We start from the raw sequence: 16,718 nt of genomic DNA on the forward strand, positions 1-16,718 counted from the left end.
CTTTCAGAGCAGCGCCTGTGCTGTGGACAAACAGGAGAGGGGTCCGCTCTGTTGGTCAGATCAGGAGAAGGAGGTATCAATTGCAGCGACGCCTTTCTGAGGAGGCCTCGATCGATCTCCATTTGCACACGACCTGGAGCGATGGGCGCTGGACTGCGGCAGATCTTTTAGCTCATGTCCGCGAGCGGGGCTTTACACTGATTGCTGTCACGGATCACGACCGGGTGGATACGATCGCCCACTTGCAGCATCTGGCGAAGGAGCAGGGGGTCACCGTTCTCAACGGCGTCGAGATCAGCGCTGCCTGGCAAGGTCAGATGGCCGATGTGCTTGGCTATGGCTTTGATCCTGAGCAGCCGGATCTGCGGCGGCTAGTGGAGCAAGTACGTGAGGGGCAGCGAGCTAATGCGGAGGAAGTCTATGCCGAGCTGCTCCGTCGCGGCTACTCCTTTCCTGAGCGGGAGAGGCTCCTTGCAGCACAGGGGAATCGGCTGCGAGTCGCTGGTGACTGCGGGTTCCTCCTGGTGCAGCATGGCTATGTCTCCAACTGGAGGGAAGCCCTCGCCGTGATTCGCGACGCCGGCTATCGGGAGATCAAAGCGGATCTGGCCGCGGCAGTCGACGCGCTCCACCGTAGTGGAGGCCTGGCCCTGATCGCCCACCCGGGTCGCGGCCTGCGTGAGCCAGCAGAATTCACGTTCTACAGCCCCGAGCTACTGGATCGGGTACGAGCTGAGGTCGCCTTCGATGGATTAGAGGTCTACTATCCCACCCACGAGCCAGAGCTAGAGGCTATCTATGAAGCCTATGCCCGGCGTCATGGACTGGTCATGAGCGCTGGCTCGGATTCGCATGGTCCCCCCGGTCGCCTGCCTGTCGGTTACCCGGCGTGGCGCTGCCGGGCGCTACTGGAGCGGCTAGGGATCGTGGTCGAGTCAGAGACGACAGCCGCTGGCAGCTAAAGGTAAAGGGAGAGAGGAGACTGTCCTTTTGCTCACCTGACAGGTCCACGTCACCCCCAGCAGCCTTATGAGGAGGGCAAGGCTCCTTAAGGCAGGTGCCCGGCAAGGCGATACCGGGAACGGCGATGAACAGGTGATAAGATGATAATGGCCACGATGCCACCTCCTCTTTGATTTGATGTCTCTACGGAGGAGAGCAAGCCGGTCACCAGCGCTTTCGCGGGATGCCCACAAAGCTGCGCCGGCAAAGTCCGCCCTCTGTGAAAGCGGGGCCTGGCGGCACTGAGGCCACCACTACACTACAGCTTATCTGCATCGCTGAGCAGGAGTAGAAACATGAGCCAATGCATTGTCGAAACCCGCTATGGCAAGGTTCAGGGCTACCAGCAAGGGAGCATTTGCGTGTGGAAGGGTATCCCCTTTGCCCGGCCTCCGGTGGGGACCAGGCGTTTCCGCGCACCTGAGCCACCTGAGCCTTGGGCGGGTGTGCGCCCGACGATAGCCTTTAGCCCGATGGCTCCCCAGGTTCCAGAGATGGGGGCCAGCATGGTAGGAGCAATGGGCGCCGAGCGCGTTGTTGATCCGCGTCCGATCAGCGAAGATTGCCTCTATCTGAATATCTGGTCTCCTGCAGCGGACCAGGGGAAGCGTCCGGTAATGGTCTATATTCACGGCGGCGCTTTCACTATCGGCTCAGCCTCCGATCCGTGGTATGACGGCACGTCATTTGCAGAGCGGCACAATATCGTAGTAGTCTCGCTCAATTACCGGCTGGGAATCCTGGGCTTCGTTTATCTTAAGGAGCTGGCTGGGGCTGGCTCCAGCTACAGCGGCAACTGTGGGCTACTCGATCAGATCGCCGCCCTGCGCTGGGTGCGCGAGAATATCGAGGCTTTTGGCGGAGACCCTGAAAATGTGACAGTGATGGGGGAATCGGCAGGAGCCATGAGCATCGCGGCTCTGCTGGGTATGCCCGCAGCGCACGGTCTCTTTCAGCGGGCGATTCTGCAAAGCGGGGCCGCCGGTGATCTACCCACCGGTGCCGAGGCCACGCGCGTGGCTCAGGCCCTGCTGGCCAAGCTTGGCCTGGAGCCCTCGCAGGTTGAGGCCCTGGCTGAGGTGCCGCTAGAGGCCCTGCTCAAGGTTCAGCCGGAGCTGGGACGGGAGTTCGGTGGCGTCCGCGCTTTTAGCCCTGTCATCGATGGTGAGACGCTGCCGCGGCATCCGCTGGCGATGCTGGCCCAGGGCTTAGCCAGAGATGTGGCCGTGTTGGTGGGAACGAATCGTGATGAATGGCGGCTGTTCGCCCTGATGGGTGGCGGGACGCAGATCGATGAGGCGCTCCTCAAGCGGCTCTTCGGCGATTCCGCTCAGCAGGTGCTCGCACTTTACACGGCGGCGCGCGAGGATCGCTCACCCGAGCTGGCCTGGATCGATCTCATGGGCGATCTGGTTTTTCGGATTCCGGCTATTCGCTTAGCCGAAGCCCAGGTTCGACAGGGAGCACCTGTCTGGATGTACCGCTTTGATTGGAAGTCACCCGCTTTCGGTGGCGCGCTGGGGGCCGCGCATGCGATGGATATTCCTTTTGTCTTCAATACGCTCGATGTGGGACTTTCACGCCTGTTTACAGGGACGGCTCCCAGCCGGCAGGCGCTGGCCGATCTGATGCATGCCGCGTGGGCGGCTTTCATCCGCGAGGGAAACCCGATGATCCCTGGGCTGCCCGACTGGCCCCGCTACGATCTGGAGCGGCGCGCAACGCTGATCTGGGATGAGGTCCCCTCTCTCGCCGAGGACCCCCAAGGGGAGCTACGGACTCTGTGGGAAGGGGTCAGGCTGGTCTCGGAAGCGTGAATCGCTAAAAGGGCAGGCGAGCGTATAAACAGTTCCCCACAGCGGGCTAGAGGCCCAGTGTGCCGCAGGTCAGCGCGAGGCAAGGCGTATTTAACGTAACGCCTGGACCTCGCGCTGCGAGTCGTCCGCCTCCTCCGGAGCCTGCCGATATCGCTAACCAGTCCAGACGGCGATACAGCAGGTTCCAGCACAGCAGATTAGAGATGCCAGAGACCAGTTTCGCTACTCTCTGTGGTCTCTCTTCTTGCCTCCCTCTCGGATTTTTTTCAAGGCCAGAGGTCAGCACCCAGGAGAATGGGCTGGCCTCTGGCGCGCCTGGCAGGCATCATGAGCCTCAGACTCTCTGCGCATTTATGCAACGTTTAACTCCGCTGGGGGCCTATTTATGCCTTATTTATGCATCACCAGGTAAATTTAAAGTGTCCGCGAGCCATTGAGAACGGAGCCAGTCGGTCCGTCGGATGACCATGCTGGCCGTCCATTCTGCTGGCCGACTGGCTTACTGGCTAGCTAGCTAGTAGTGATTTGGACATAGACAGCCTTTTCTCTGCCAGTCAGAAATATCAGCAATGCAACACTCACAGAGAAAGATCTCACCCACCTCGCCCCCTGTGCCACGCCCGCCATCACAGGTAGCGAACGCTCTTAGTAGCGGCGCCAGGGATGCTCAGGGGACCCCCCCGGCGATTGAGCTGCGTCAGGTCACCAAGCGCTTTCTGACGCCCAGCGGGCAGACCTATACCGCGCTGCGCGACCTGAGCCTGAGTGTGGCCCCAGGCGAGTTCTGCGCTCTTATCGGCCCCACCGGTTGCGGCAAATCGACAACGTTGAGCCTCATCGCCGGACTGGATACGCCGAGTGCCGGCAGCGTCCTGGTCATGGGGGAGGAGGTGCATGGCAACGACCCGCGCATTGGCTACGTCTTTCAGACCGACGCCGTCTTCCCCTGGAAGGACGTGCTACACAACGTGGCCGCTGGCCCTCTCTTTCGCGGCGTGCCCAAGCGGGAAGCGATGGAACGGGCCCGTGCCTGGATCGCTCGCGTCGGCCTGGCCGGCTTCGAGGATCGCTATCCCCATCAACTCTCGGGCGGTATGCGCAAGCGCGTGGCCCTCGCCCAGACCTTTATCAACGAGCCGCAGATTCTGCTGATGGACGAGCCTTTCAGCGCGCTCGATGTGCAGACACGCACTCTGATGGAGAACGAGCTGCTGCAGCTGTGGTCGGCGCTCTCCGCCTCGGTGGTCTTTGTGACCCACGACCTCGAAGAGGCGATCGCCCTCGCCGATCGCGTCTGCGTGCTGACCGCCGGTCCGGCCACGGTCAAGGGCATCTATCCTATCGACCTGCCCCGTCCGCGCAACGTGGCCGAAATCCGCTTCGATCCGCGCTTTGTGCAGCTCTATCACGATATCTGGGAGGACCTCCGCGACGAGGTGATGATTAGCTATGAACGAGCTAAGCAATCTTCTTGAGCAGCGGCAGGGCGCTGCCGATCTGGAGGCAGGGACCGATAGCGCCATTCTGGCGACCCTGACGCGCCGACGCCGGCGCCGGCGCTGGCTGATTCAGGCGCTGCGCCTGTTGCTCTTGGTGGGACTGATCGGCGGCTGGGAACTGGGGGCCCGCCTCGGCCTGATTGACCCCTTCTTCTGGGGGCGCCCGTCTGGGATCTGGCAGCAGCTTGTGACCTGGGTGCTCCACGGCACCGCTCAGGGGCCACTTTGGGTGCAAATTGCTGTGACTCTGGAGGAGGCCCTGATTGGCTTCTTGATCGGTGTTGTGCTTGGGATCAGCTTCGGCGTCTTACTTGGTCGCAACGCCTTTCTCGCCGAGCTGCTCGGCCCCTACATTAAGGCTGCTAACTCTATCCCCCGCGTGACCCTGGCGCCGCTTTTCGCCATCGGGCTGGGCCTGGGCAGCCAGTCAAAGATCGCCCTGGCAGTCGTCCTGGTCTTCTTCATCGTCTTTTTCAATGCCTTCCAGGGCGTGCGCGAGGTCGATCGGAACTTGTTGGCCAACGCTCGCATCCTCGGAGCCAATCGCTGGCAGCTTTTCCGTGAGGTCATCTTGCCTTCGGCACTGACCTGGATCATTGCCAGTCTCCACACGAGCTTTAGCTTTGCGCTGGTCGGGGCAGTAGTCGGCGAGTTCGTTGGCTCCATCGAGGGCATTGGCCTGATGATCCAAAATGCCGGCGCGACCTTTAATGCCAACGGTGTCTTTGCGGCGATGCTGATTCTCGCAGCCGTTGCCCTCCTCTCCGAGGTCATTATCACAGCGCTAGAGAGACGCCTGCTGCGCTGGCGTCCGACCTCCCTGAGCGAGGTCACTCTGTAGGGGCGCGCCAAGCCGGTCCGGGGTGGCTGCATTCGCCCGTGTTTTCCCCTGTCCGAAGTGGACGGGCAGCGTTGCCCGTGCCTTCGCCCGCCAGGCACGCCCGCGAGAGAGGCGACAGACACTTGAGCGACTAGCAGCAAGCCGATAGCAATGAAGGCCATCTCTGAAAGGAAAAAGGAAGAGGAAGACCATGAGTGTCACGCGACAGTGGCTACGCCTGCCCATCACTGTGCTCATGCTCTTGCTGGCCATGCTGGTCAGCGCCTGCGGCAGCAGCAGCGGCCCAACGGTGAGCAATGGAAAGATCCAGCTCAAGATCATGGTTGGCGGCTTGAGCAAGCAGATTTATTTGCCCAATATGCTGACCCAACGACTCGGCTATTTCGCTCAGGAAGGACTGGCCGTCACGCTCATCGATGAAGCTTCCGGCCAATCTGCTGAGGACGAAGTCCTAGCCGGCCAGGTCGATGCTGGCTCCGGCTCCTATAACCACACTATTGAGCTGCAGGCAGCAGGGAAGCAAATGGAGTGTGTGGTTCAACTTGACATCGCTCCGGGTGAGGCCGAGATCGTGGCCACGCGCGAGGCTGGCCAGATCCGCTCGGTGAGCGACCTCAAAGGGAAGAATCTCGGGGTCACTGAGCTGGGCTCAGGAACCCAGACCCTGACGACCGTGCTGCTCCATAAGGTGGGCATCGCTCCCTCTCAGGTCCACTTCGTCCCAGTAGGAGCCGGAGATACCTTCATCGCGGCTCTGCAGCAAGGCAAGATCGACGCTGGCATGACGACCGAGCCGACCATTTCTCGCATCCTGGCGAGCGGCATCGGTAAGGTCTTGGTCGATCTGCGCACGCCCCAGACAACGCAAGCAGCCCTTGGCGGCCCCTATCCCTTTATCTGCGTCTTCATGCGCAACGACTATGTGAATGCTCATAAGGATGTGGTGCAGAAGCTCGTCAATGCCTATGTCAAGACGCTGAAGTGGATTCACAGTCACACAGCGGAGCAGATCGCGGATATGATGCCTGCCGATTACTATGCCGGCAACAAGCAGCTCTACGTGACGGCGCTGCGGAATCAGCTGGCAATCTTTAGCCCCGATGGCCTGATGCCCGCGGGTGGACCAGAGTTCGTGCTGAGCACCGAGCAGCAGTCGAATGCCTCAGTACAGGGTAAGCAGATCGATTTGAGCGCCACCTACACGAACGAGTTCGCCAGCAAGGCCAGCTAGGGGACAAATAGAGCCGCCCGAATGCAAGACAGACCCAGAGGATCAACCATAGTATAATGGGGGTGTTGGCTCTGCCCCTGCTTGAAGGAGCACAAGCAAAATGCAGAGGGCAGAGCCTCCTCCCGCCCTCTCTCCGCAGAGCGGAGGCCCCCGGCTGTCAGCCTTTGGCCCTCCCCGAAGGCAACGGGGGCAGGGACAAACAGGAGGGGTATGGCAGGGGCTTTTCGCCCCAAACGACCCAGCAAAAGGCGCAGGACCTGGGTGACCTACGACCAGAGCGAGAAGCCAGCCACCCAGGTTCACCGTGGAGAAAGGCTTATGCGGCCTGTGGTTCGTCGCTCCCTACTGACGCGTCTGCTCACGGTTTATCTCCTTTTCGTGCTAGTCGTCCTGCTTGGTGGAGCAAGGATCAACATGCTCGTTGAGCAGCGGCTGCGCAGCGATGTTCAAGCTGCTGATCAGGCGCTGGCTGAGGAGATCGCCCGCGAGACCAGTCTGCAGCTGCTAGGGGCCGAGCAAGCGATACAGAGCCTGGGCCGGCTGGTACTGGCTTCCCCGAGCGCAGCCCCTGCCACGCTTGAACGCCTCTTCCAGGCTTGGCACGGTGCCCGGAGCGATGTTGATCACGTCTATTGGCTTGATCCCTTCGGTGCAGTACTGGTGGCCTGGCCGGCTGACCATGTTGTGGCGGGAGCCGAATTCTCGCCGCCCACGGTCGTTGAGCAGGCCCTTAAGAGCGATCAGCCCGCGTTCGAGGTAGGCATTGTAGGACTAGCCTCCAGCCGACTCGCCAGCCCGGGCGTCATTATTGCCCAGGCCGTGCGCTCTCAGGGCCATCTGCGCGGGCTGGTCGCTGCCAGTTTCTCGCTGGCGGAGCTGAGCCTGCCACTGGCTAACGTGGTCCAGGCCCAGCAGCGACAAAGTAAGCACCTGATGATCACGGTCATCGATAGTAATGGCGTCGTGGTGGCCGCTTCCGAGCGCAGGCGCCTGCTGGAGACAGTTCTCAGCGAGCTACCGGGTGCGGTCCAGGCGCTGCAGGGCCAGAGCCTTTCCCGTTCAGGACCCGGACCGGACGGTCAGGATTGGCTCTTTAGTGCTGTACCGGTGCCGAAGATCGGCTGGGCGGTGGTGGTCGAGCGACCGGCGAGCGAGGCGCTGGCCGTCGTCGATCAGTTCCATCTCTGGCTATTACTCGTCGCCTCGCTCTTCACCCTGGGCGGCCTGCTCTTCTGGTTGCTCTTACACCTGCGTGTGATCCGCCCCCTACAGACGCTAGCCAGTCAGCATCAGGCTTTGCCGGCGAGCGCCGAAGCAATCCCCACGGCCACCCTACAGCTCGCCCGCCAGCGCGACGAGATCGGCGATCTGGCCCGCTCGTTGATTCGTCTGGAGCGCGATGGTCTGCGCAAGCTGAGCGAGCTGCACACGCTGCTAGAGACCTCGAACGCCGTGGTTCGCTCGCTTGATCCGCGCGCCGTCATTGAGGAGATCATGCATGAAGTACAGCGCCTGGTCGATGTCCAGGCGGTGGCGGTCCTGCTGCCTGATGAGCAAGGGGTCTTGCGGGTACTGCAAAGCAGCGGCCATAGCGAGCGCTACGATCGCCAGCTCTCCCTTTCGCCCGAGCGTGTCAGTTCGGCGGCAGTGCTGGCCTTGCACAGCGGCCAGCCTGTACAGAAGTTGCTCGATGGCAGCCAGCCCTCCTTTGCCTACGAGGATGGCTTCCGCGCGGTCCTGGCGCTGCCCATCATTAGCCATCACGTTGGCAGCGTCGTGCTGGTAGTCCACCGGCGTGAGCCACGCCTCTTCGAGGAGCATGAGATTCAGCTCCTGTCAACCTTCGCGAACTACGCGACGCTCGCTTGGGAACATGCCGTACTCTACGAACGCAGCGATGAGCGGCTACGCGCAGTCGCCCAAGAGAATGAACGCCTCTATCGGCGAGCTACAGAGGAGAAACAACGGTTGGCAGCCATCATGGAGAGCATGCAGGATGGGCTGCTCTTGTTAGGCATCGAGGGACAGATTCTCTATGCCAATCAGGCGGCCTGTAGCATCGCCGGTCTGCCGCGGACAGCCCTGGAGGGGCGCTCCATTGCGGCCTTTTATGAGGCCCTCAAGGCGACCGGGGCCGAGGCCGCCGCCTGCGCACGGGCCTTGAATCAGACGGAGCCTGCCATGTTCCTGATCGAGAATCGCGAGGGAACCCAGGCCCGCGCCCTGCAGCTTCGGCTCTTCGCCGTACAGAGCGAAAGCGGCGAGACAATCGGGCGTGGCCTACTGGTACGCGACGTCACGCGCGAGCGCGAGCTTGATGAGTTTAAGACGACGCTGCTGGCCGCGGTCGGGCACGAGCTGCGCACCCCGCTGGCCGCCATTAAGGGCTATGCCTCAACACTGCTGCAGCCAGACGTCACCTGGCCGCCAGAGGAGCAGCAGCATTTTTTGCAGACCATCATGCAGGAGGCCGATCGCCTGACGCAACTGGTGCGCAATCTCCTGGACCTCTCGCGGCAGGAGGCCGGCCTGCTGCAGCTCCGGTGTACGGCAGTTGATCCCCGAGAGCTGGTGCTGACAGTCTGTGAACGCACTCCGCCAGGCTCTGCGACCGTAAAGGTCGCGATTCCGGCAGAGCTACCGCCGCTTCTGGTGGACCGAGGGCGCATTGAGGTAGTGCTCCATAACCTGATTAACAACGCCGTGCTCTATGGGGCGAGCCAGGTCGAGATCAAGGCCTGGCGTCCAGCCGACGAAGAGGCGCTGATTCTGGCCGTCATCGATGACGGACCGGGCATTGCTCCCGAGGAGCTGCCCCACATCTTCGAGCGTTTCTATCGTGCTCCTCGGGGACGTCGTCAGCATACCGCCGGTACCGGCCTGGGTTTGGCGATCTGTAAGGCCTTCGTAGAGGCCCACGGAGGACGCATCTGGGCTCAAAGTGGCCCCCAGGGAACGGCTCTGTGCTTCTCGTTGCCGCTGGCCCCACAGTCGGCCTTGACGGCCCTGCATGAGGAGGGAGCCGCAGAAAAAGAGAGTGAGACCCATGATGGCGACAGCAACAATCGGGAAGGCCAGGCGCATTCTGCTCGCCGAGGATGAGCAGGCCTTGCGTGACTTTGTTAGCCGCAATCTGCGTGTGCGCGGCTTCGAGGTCCTGGAGGCTGCCACCGGTTTAGAGGCCCTGGCACTTTTTGAACGAGAGCAGCCGCATCTGCTGATCCTCGATCTGATGATGCCGCGCATGGACGGCCTGGAGGTCTGCCGACGCGTGCGCGAGCGCTCGACGGTGCCGATCATCGTGCTAACGGCGCTCGATGCCGAACGCGATAAGGTGGCCGCCCTCGACTTGGGCGCCGATGACTATCTGACCAAGCCTTTCGGGGTCGAAGAACTGCTGGCACGCGTGCGCGCCGTCTTGCGACGAGTACAGTGGGAAAGCAGGGCGCCAGCGGAGCCGGCCCAGGGAGTGCAGCGCTTCGGCGAGGTTGAGGTAGACTTAGCCCGCCGGCTCGTGCGCCGCAGCGGCGAGGAGGTTCGCCTTTCGCCCACAGAGTTTGCTATTCTAGAGCAGCTCATCACCCAGGCCGGCAAGGTGCTGACTCATCGCTGGCTGCTGCAGCGCGTTTGGGGACCGGAGTACGGCGGCGAGGTGGAGTATCTGCGCGTCTATCTCAATCGCCTGCGCCAGAAACTGGAGCCTGATCCGGCCCATCCGCGCTACTTCTTGACTGAGCCAGGGGTGGGCTATCGCTTCGTGAACCCCGATCTTGAATCAAGGTAGGCTTGCAGGCCATCCCATCTACGCCTCCCTCCCATCATCAGCTCTGGCAGCCAGCTCATCAGTAGAGCAGGCGCGAACGTACGAGCGCACTTCTGCCGCGGTACGCATTTGCAGCGCTTGCAGTGCCACCTGGCGGGCCTCGCTCTGCGTCCAGCGACGGATCACTTGCTTACAGCGCGGGATCGCTCTGGGAACCATACTGAGCTCATCGATTCCCAGGCCCAGCAGCAAGGGGATCGCCAGGGGCTCGGCGGCCAGTTCTCCACAGATCTCCACGCGGCGCTGACGCCGATGGGCGGCCTCGATGGTAAGCTGGAGGAGACGCAGCACGGCTGGATGGAAAGGATCAGCCAGGGAGGCCGTGCCTTCGTTGGTCCGATCGGCAGCGAGCGTGTATTGTGTGAGATCGTTAGTACCCAGGCTGAAGAAGTCGACAATTTCGGCAAAGGCCTCGGTGAGCAGGGCCGCAGCCGGTACCTCAATCATGACGCCCAGTTCAAGGCGCTCAGCCAGAGGCTGCCCCTGCTGGCGTAGTTCCTCCCGGACCGCCTGGGTGAGTTGATGCAGGGCTTCGATCTCCTCGAAGGAGCTAACCATTGGAAAGAGAATGCGCAACTCACGTCCCGCGCCAGCTCGCAGCAAGGCCCGTAACTGGGTCCGCAGGAGCTCCGGCTGCTTCAGCCCCAGACGCACGCCTCGGACACCTAGAAAAGGGTTGGGCTCGCGCGGCAGGGAGAGATAAGGAGCCGGCTTGTCGCCACCAATGTCGAAGGTACGAAAGACGACGGGAGCCGGCTGCGTCGCCTCAATGATAGCGCGATAGACCGCTAGCTGCTCTTCTTCGCTGGGGGCCTGGCTGCGGTCGAGAAAGAGGAATTCGGTACGCAGCAGACCAATGCCTTCGGCTCCGCAGGCACGCGCCTCGGTCACCTCTTCCGGCGCCTGAATATTCGCCCGCACCGGATAACAGCGCCCATCGCTGGTACAGGCCGGCAGTAGCCTGCTCTGCTCTGCTTGCAGAGCCTGCTCCTGGAGCAGCCGGCGCCGTTGCTGATAGATCAGCAGCTCGTGCTCCTTCGGCTCAACCACGATCAGCCCCTGCTCGCCATCAACGATCACTACCTGCCCGCTGCGCAAGGCGGCTAGATCCTCCTCTCCCAGACCGACAACCGCTGGTACCCCCAGGGCCCGGGCCAGGATGGCCACGTGGGAGGTCGGTCCTCCTTGGGCCGTGCACAAGGCCAGTATTGCTTCTCGCGGGCAGCGCATCAGCGCCGAAGGGGTTAGCTCGCGCGCCACGATGATCGCCGGCGCGCTGGGCTGCAGACTCTGTTCGCTCTGGCCTGTCAAATGGCGGAGCACACGCTGAGCCACGTCCTCTAGATCAAGAACGCGGGCCTGTAAATACTCGTCCTGAATCGCTCCCAGTTGCTGAATATAATACTGAAAGCCTTCTTGCCAGGCAAAAGCTGCGCTCTGCCGCTGGCGGATGCGCTGCTGCACCTGTTGCAGCAACTCGGGATCTTGCAAGAAGAGTTCATGAGCGGAGAAGATGGCCGCCTCCTTGGAGCCAACACTCTTGCTTGCCTGCTCCGCCAAGAGACGCAGCTCCTGCCGCGCTTCCACCAAAGCGGCTTCGAGGCGCGCCAACTCCGCCGACACGTCTTGGCAGGTCTCAGCCTCCACGTGGATCGGGACCGGCTCATAGCGGTAGACCGGGCCGATCGCAATCCCCGGGGAGGCCGCAACACCACGGATGCGTTTCTCTTTCATCGCTGGTTTACTCCTGCCGCTCGTCTCCCTCGGCCTCGCCGAAATTGCTGGCGATCAGCCGAGCGATGGCCTCTACGGCCTCCTGCTCATCTTCTCCAGCGGCGGCAATGCGTAGGCGATCGTTGCGCTGAATACCGATGGACAGAATGGTGAGCGGACTTTTAGCGTTCACCGGCTTGCTCCCCTGGGTAAGGTTTTCAATGGTGATCGTCGATGAGAAGGCCGCCGCTGTCTTGGCCAGCAGCGTGGCCGGACGGGCGTGCAGGCCGTCGCGGTACGCCACAACAACTTCGGTTGATGCAGCCAAACCTTTCCCCTTTCCTACTCAGCACGTGGGCTGACCCGGCTCTTAGCCACGGTCAGTCAGACGCTGGGTGAGATTGATCACGCCTTCCTTTGCAGCCTGAATGGCGATGGGCGTGAGATCGCGCAAGCTCATATATTCACGTTGCACGAGAATTTCCAGTAACATTGGCAGATTGACGCCGCAAATCACTTGCGTGCCTTGTTGCGCCAACTGCAAGGAGGCACTGGCAGGATTGCCCCCCAGGATATCGATGAGGATGAGCACGCCCCCATCGCTCATCACCTCGCGGACTGCAGACTCAATCTGCCGCTTTAAGTGCTCCAGTGAGCTGCCCGCTGGCATGCCGATGGCCACAAAGCGCTCCTGGGGGCCGGCGATCATTTCGACCGCGTCCTTTAGGCCGGCAGCTAACGAGCCATGAGAAACGAGCACAACACCGATCACGTGGCCATTCCTCTTTCAACGCTAGACGGCAGGCACCCAGTGGGCTGGATCAACCTGAGACCCGAGAGCCTCTCTGCTTGCTTCACGAGCCTGACGAGGCGGCGCGGGTTACCAGCGCCAGGCTCTCTATCTCCGGTATGCGCCTGCTATTTTGGAGGAAGAGGCGACCCGTTCCTCCCTCCCTGCGCTCGACCGGCAGCTGAACCTCGATCAGGCAGCCTTCTGGCTCATCCGCCTGCCGCAAGAGAAGGTGACGGTAGGGTCCGGCGATGGCATAACCGTGCGCCTCGATCCAGGTCCCCAGCGATTGGTAAACTCCGCTCAGGCTGTAGGGGCTGCCTCGATAGAGCAAGGTCGCTGCGGTCACAGCGGGCAGCTCACGAATAGTGATGTGGCCCCCACTGCGCTCAACGATGTTGCCCAGCGAGGCCCCTTCCACTGGAATGGCGACCTCGACGATGCTTCTTTCGCCTTCCCCTGTGGCGTCAGGGGTGAGCAGGAGCCATTGCTCATCGGGCTTGACGCCGCACTCTTTGAGAAACTGCAGCATCTGCCGGGCAAAGTGCAGCTGCTGGGCCCGCGTTGGGGCAGTTGTCCGACTGGTCGCTACAAGCTGGGGCTTGATCCGCTTGAGCACGACGTCGTAGTGAGCCTGCTGGTCATCGAGCATGAGCTGTTGCAGGCGAGCTTCTATGCGCGCCTGGCGCTCCTGTTCAATGACAATCGTCTGTTGCACCTCCGCCAGCCGCTGCTGAAGGACGGCGCGGAGCTGCTCAGGAGTCACCTGCTCATCGAGCAGGTGCACGATTTGAGACAGCTCGAAGCCCATCTCTTTGAGATCCAGGATGCGGTGAAGGCGCGTGAGCTGCTCAACGGCGTAGTAGCGGTAACCAGTGAGGGGATCAACCTGCACCGGTTTGAGCAATCCGATCTCATCGTAGTAGCGCAGAGTGCGCACGGAAACTTGCCCAAGTCTGGCAAAATCGCTGATTTTGAGCACCGGCTTGCTCTCCTCCTTCCTCGTCTCTGAGGAGGCGCTCTGACCTGCATCCACAGAGAGAACAGGCGCTTTTCTTTTAGGATAAACCTTGCCGCGACGTGAAGGTCAAGGCAATTGAGCAGAGAGCTGAGGCATCCTGAGCGCCGGCCCTGGTTGGCCCAGCTCGGTTCACCTGCTCTCGCTCCGCATCATGATCACACGGCATTGCTCCTATCCCGCCCGCGACTTCTCTCAATGGGGGCGATCCCTTTTCTGCGATCAGGTCGGCGCGACTCCTTGACTTTGACACGACGGCAAAGTTTATCCTAGTAGCAAGCAGGCCCTTCCGTCTCCCTGCGCTACGAGCAGCCGCGTGGATCGGCGCCGGGTCCTGGCCCGCCTTGCCTTGCCGTGCTTTGCTCTGCCAGGTCCCAGCCGCGAGAGGCGCCCACCTGGTACCTGGTGCAGCTCCAGCGCCGACCTGCAGATGAGCTGCGTTTAGAGGCAAGAGAGGGAGCAGCAGCATGGGAAGGGCCTGACCCGGCCAAAGCCGAGACAAGGCGCGCCTCAGAATCAGGCAGATGGCCGTGGTGTTTTCTCGCTCGTTCGCTCGCTATTTCGATCCTGGAGAGATCGACTGTGACATCATCCGATGAGCCTTTCCAGCTCAAAGAGCTGCTGACGCCTGCCACAATCCGCCTGCACGTTGTGGCCAGCGACCCCGTGGAGGTCATTCGGGAGGCTGGGCAGCTACTGCTGACCCAGGGCGCCATCGAGGAGCGTTACATTGAGGCCATGCAGCAGGCCCTGCAAACCTATGGTCCCTACATGGTCATCGTGCCAGGCGTGGCCTTGCTACACGCGCGCCCAAGCGATGGCGTCAAGCGCCCCTGTATGAGCCTGTTGACTCTGGAGCCTCCCGTCTTCTTTGGTAATGAGGACAACGATCCAGTGAGCATCGCCATCGCCTTCGGCGCGGTTGATCGTCAGAAGCATCTGCAGGCGCTCACTATGCTGACCCAGCTCTTGGCGAATGAGCAGGCGCTCTCAGCAATCCAGGCCAGTACCTCCGCTGAGGAGGTGATGGATATCATTGCCGCTGCGTCGCCCGCTCAGTGAGCGAGGGCGCACGAGCCGATCAGGGGGAATGCACTGTGAAAATCTTAGCCGTCTGCGGTATGGGCTTCGGCAGCAGCCTGGTCCTACGCATGACTATTGAGGACGTTCTCAGGGCAGCAGGTCTTAAGGCTCAGGTGGTTGTGAGCGACATCGGGACCGCGCGCTCAGAGCAGGCCGATATCATCGTCACCTCTGCCGAATTTGCTCGCTTACTAGCCGATAGAGGCATCCCTATTGTCGTGATCAAAAATTACGTTGATCGAAAGGAGATGAAAGAGAAACTTTTGCCTCTCTTGAAAGGTTCATGAAGGTCAGGCCAGTCAGCGCTTGCCGTACTGGCCTGACCAGAGCAGCCAGACCTACCAATGCAGGACAGAAGAGCAGGGCGCCGCTCTGGAGAGAGTCCTCCGGGCGAGCCAGAGGAAGGATGGTGAACAATGAACATCGTGCTCGCAGTTGTTCAGTTCATTGTCTCGGAGATTTTGAGCAAGCCACCGCTGCTGGTGGGATTGATTGCGCTGTTGGGCTTGTTAGTGCTGCGCCGCCCGCCGAGCGAGGTCATCGCGGGAACACTGAAAACTATTGTGGGCTTTTTGATTCTCACCGGTGGGGCCAATATTTTGATCGGGGCTTTGACCCCTCTGGGGACGATGGTCCAGGCAGGCTTTCATCTGCAGGGCGTGGTACCAACCAATGAGGCAATTGTCAGCCTAGCGCAGAAGGCTTTTGGCGCGCCTACCGCGCTCATCATGGCGTTCGGTTTTCTGGTCAACCTGATCTTAGCGCGGCTGACTCCCGTGAAGTTTGTCTTTTTGACCGGTCATCATTTGTTCTATATGGCAACGGTGCTGGCCGTGGTTCTGGGCAGCGCGGGGATCACAGGCGTGCACCAGGTGGTTCTGGGAGCGCTGATGTTGGGGACAATTGGCACCGTGATGCCGGCGCTGGTGCATCCGTTCACACGCAAGGTGACGCGCGACGCCGGTTTTGCTCTAGGTCACTTCAATACGTTTGGCTATATCACTTCGGGATTGGTGGGTAAGCTGGTACGTCGCCTGGGGGCACCGCGGGCCAGCGCAGAAGATCTGACCGTGCCCGAGGGCCTCGCGTTCCTGCGCGATTCGCTGGTGATGACGACGCTGACAATGGTGATCATTTATGTGGTGCTGGCGATTATCGCCGGGCCAGCGGCACTGACGCAGGCCGCTGGCGGCGGCAACTATATTATGTACGCCTTGACGCAGGCCCTGACCTTCGGCGCTGGTGTCGCTATTATCCTGGTGGGGGTGCGGATGATTCTGGCCGAGATTGTACCGGCCTTCCGCGGCATCGCCGAGAAGGTGGTGCCCAATGCCCTGCCCGCCCTGGATTGCCCGACGACCTTTCCTTTCGCGCCGAATGCGGTCCTGCTCGGTTTTATTATGAGTCTGCTGGGTGGCATTGTGGGGCTGTTCCTGATGGGGCCTTTGGGGCTGGCCCTGATCATTCCTGGCATGGTCCCCCATTTCTTTGATGGCGGCACTTCGGGCGTCTATGGCAATTCAACTGGCGGCTGGCTAGGAGCGGTCATCGGCTCATTCATTAACGGGCTGCTGATTACGCTGTTGCCCGCCTTGCTGCTGGCTTTCATGGGGTCGTTCGGTCTGGCCAATACGACCTTTGGTGATACCGATTTCTGCCTGGCTGGCATTATCACAGGCCTGGGAGCAAAGGCGGGGTTCTTTGGTTCTTATGCCGTTGTCGTGGTGCTGGCCCTCGTGCTTTTGGCCCTGGCCTCGTTTGTGACCTTGCGCATTACGCCGCGCAGTGGACCCCAGGAGGAGGCCGCAGAGGAGGCTCAGGCCGCTGCTGATACGACCGTCTGATCTGGGGTGGCAAGGGAAGAGAGAGACACGCGCGCAGGGGCTGCCTGTTCGCCCGGC

General features: G+C 61.4%; 14 protein-coding genes. 10 read left to right on the forward strand and 4 right to left on the reverse strand.

All coding sequences use genetic code 11. The features are described from left to right. Positions 1 to 80: 80 nt before the first annotated feature. From AC6H1L_RS00905 to AC6H1L_RS00935, 7 genes are all read left to right on the forward strand, one after another. Positions 81 to 962 (forward strand): PHP domain-containing protein, encoded by an 882-nt coding sequence (locus tag AC6H1L_RS00905; RefSeq protein WP_497599671.1) that lies wholly within the window; start codon positions 81 to 83, stop codon positions 960 to 962. Between the two features lie 336 nt (positions 963 to 1,298). Beyond that, positions 1,299 to 2,819 (forward strand): carboxylesterase/lipase family protein, encoded by a 1,521-nt coding sequence (locus AC6H1L_RS00910; RefSeq protein ID WP_497599672.1) that lies wholly within the window; start codon positions 1,299 to 1,301, stop codon positions 2,817 to 2,819. Between the two features lie 611 nt (positions 2,820 to 3,430). Then, the gene (locus tag AC6H1L_RS00915) at positions 3,431 to 4,294 is read left to right on the forward strand and encodes an ABC transporter ATP-binding protein (protein ID WP_497599673.1); all 864 of its coding nucleotides are present in this window, start codon (positions 3,431 to 3,433) and stop codon (positions 4,292 to 4,294) included. Continuing rightward, on the forward strand, positions 4,269 to 5,159 hold the full coding sequence (locus AC6H1L_RS00920) for an ABC transporter permease (RefSeq protein WP_497599674.1): 891 nt from the start codon (positions 4,269 to 4,271) through the stop codon (positions 5,157 to 5,159). The genes AC6H1L_RS00915 and AC6H1L_RS00920 overlap by 26 nt, the downstream gene beginning before the upstream one ends. 190 nt (positions 5,160 to 5,349) lie before the next feature. Then, positions 5,350 to 6,390: an ABC transporter substrate-binding protein gene (locus AC6H1L_RS00925; RefSeq protein ID WP_497599675.1), complete on the forward strand. Its 1,041-nt coding sequence runs from the start codon at positions 5,350 to 5,352 to the stop codon at positions 6,388 to 6,390. Positions 6,391 to 6,708: 318 nt separating this feature from the next. Next, the gene (locus AC6H1L_RS00930) at positions 6,709 to 9,492 is read left to right on the forward strand and encodes a sensor histidine kinase (protein ID WP_497599676.1); all 2,784 of its coding nucleotides are present in this window, start codon (positions 6,709 to 6,711) and stop codon (positions 9,490 to 9,492) included. Continuing rightward, on the forward strand, positions 9,437 to 10,174 hold the full coding sequence (locus tag AC6H1L_RS00935) for a response regulator transcription factor (protein WP_497599677.1): 738 nt from the start codon (positions 9,437 to 9,439) through the stop codon (positions 10,172 to 10,174). Before AC6H1L_RS00930 ends, AC6H1L_RS00935 begins: the two co-directional genes overlap by 56 nt. Before the next feature lie 18 nt (positions 10,175 to 10,192). On the opposite strand, the gene ptsP is transcribed toward AC6H1L_RS00935, so the two are convergent. From ptsP to AC6H1L_RS00955, 4 genes are all read right to left on the reverse strand, one after another. Continuing rightward, positions 10,193 to 11,947, reverse strand: a complete 1,755-nt coding sequence (ptsP, locus tag AC6H1L_RS00940; RefSeq protein WP_497599678.1) for a phosphoenolpyruvate--protein phosphotransferase — start codon at positions 11,945 to 11,947, stop codon at positions 10,193 to 10,195. Between the two features lie 7 nt (positions 11,948 to 11,954). Further along, positions 11,955 to 12,254 (reverse strand): HPr family phosphocarrier protein, encoded by a 300-nt coding sequence (locus tag AC6H1L_RS00945; RefSeq protein ID WP_497599679.1) that lies wholly within the window; start codon positions 12,252 to 12,254, stop codon positions 11,955 to 11,957. A gap of 42 nt (positions 12,255 to 12,296) precedes the next feature. Beyond that, complete coding sequence (locus AC6H1L_RS00950) at positions 12,297 to 12,698, reverse strand: PTS sugar transporter subunit IIA (RefSeq protein WP_497599680.1); 402 nt, start codon at positions 12,696 to 12,698, stop codon at positions 12,297 to 12,299. An 82-nt stretch (positions 12,699 to 12,780) separates the two neighbouring features. After that, positions 12,781 to 13,752 (reverse strand): MerR family transcriptional regulator, encoded by a 972-nt coding sequence (locus AC6H1L_RS00955; RefSeq protein ID WP_497599681.1) that lies wholly within the window; start codon positions 13,750 to 13,752, stop codon positions 12,781 to 12,783. A 564-nt stretch (positions 13,753 to 14,316) separates the two neighbouring features. Here AC6H1L_RS00955 and AC6H1L_RS00960 point away from each other — a divergent pair. The 3 genes from AC6H1L_RS00960 to ulaA all read left to right on the forward strand — a co-directional run bounded on the left by AC6H1L_RS00960 (position 14,317) and on the right by ulaA (position 16,661). Next, complete coding sequence (locus AC6H1L_RS00960; protein WP_497599682.1) at positions 14,317 to 14,796, forward strand: PTS sugar transporter subunit IIA; 480 nt, start codon at positions 14,317 to 14,319, stop codon at positions 14,794 to 14,796. 35 nt (positions 14,797 to 14,831) lie between these two features. Beyond that, positions 14,832 to 15,104, forward strand: a complete 273-nt coding sequence (locus tag AC6H1L_RS00965) for a PTS sugar transporter subunit IIB (RefSeq protein WP_497599683.1) — start codon at positions 14,832 to 14,834, stop codon at positions 15,102 to 15,104. 129 nt (positions 15,105 to 15,233) lie between these two features. Beyond that, positions 15,234 to 16,661 (forward strand): PTS ascorbate transporter subunit IIC, encoded by a 1,428-nt coding sequence (gene ulaA, locus AC6H1L_RS00970; protein WP_497599684.1) that lies wholly within the window; start codon positions 15,234 to 15,236, stop codon positions 16,659 to 16,661. Positions 16,662 to 16,718: the final 57 nt, after the last annotated feature.

This window comes from Thermogemmatispora argillosa, assembly GCF_059696725.1.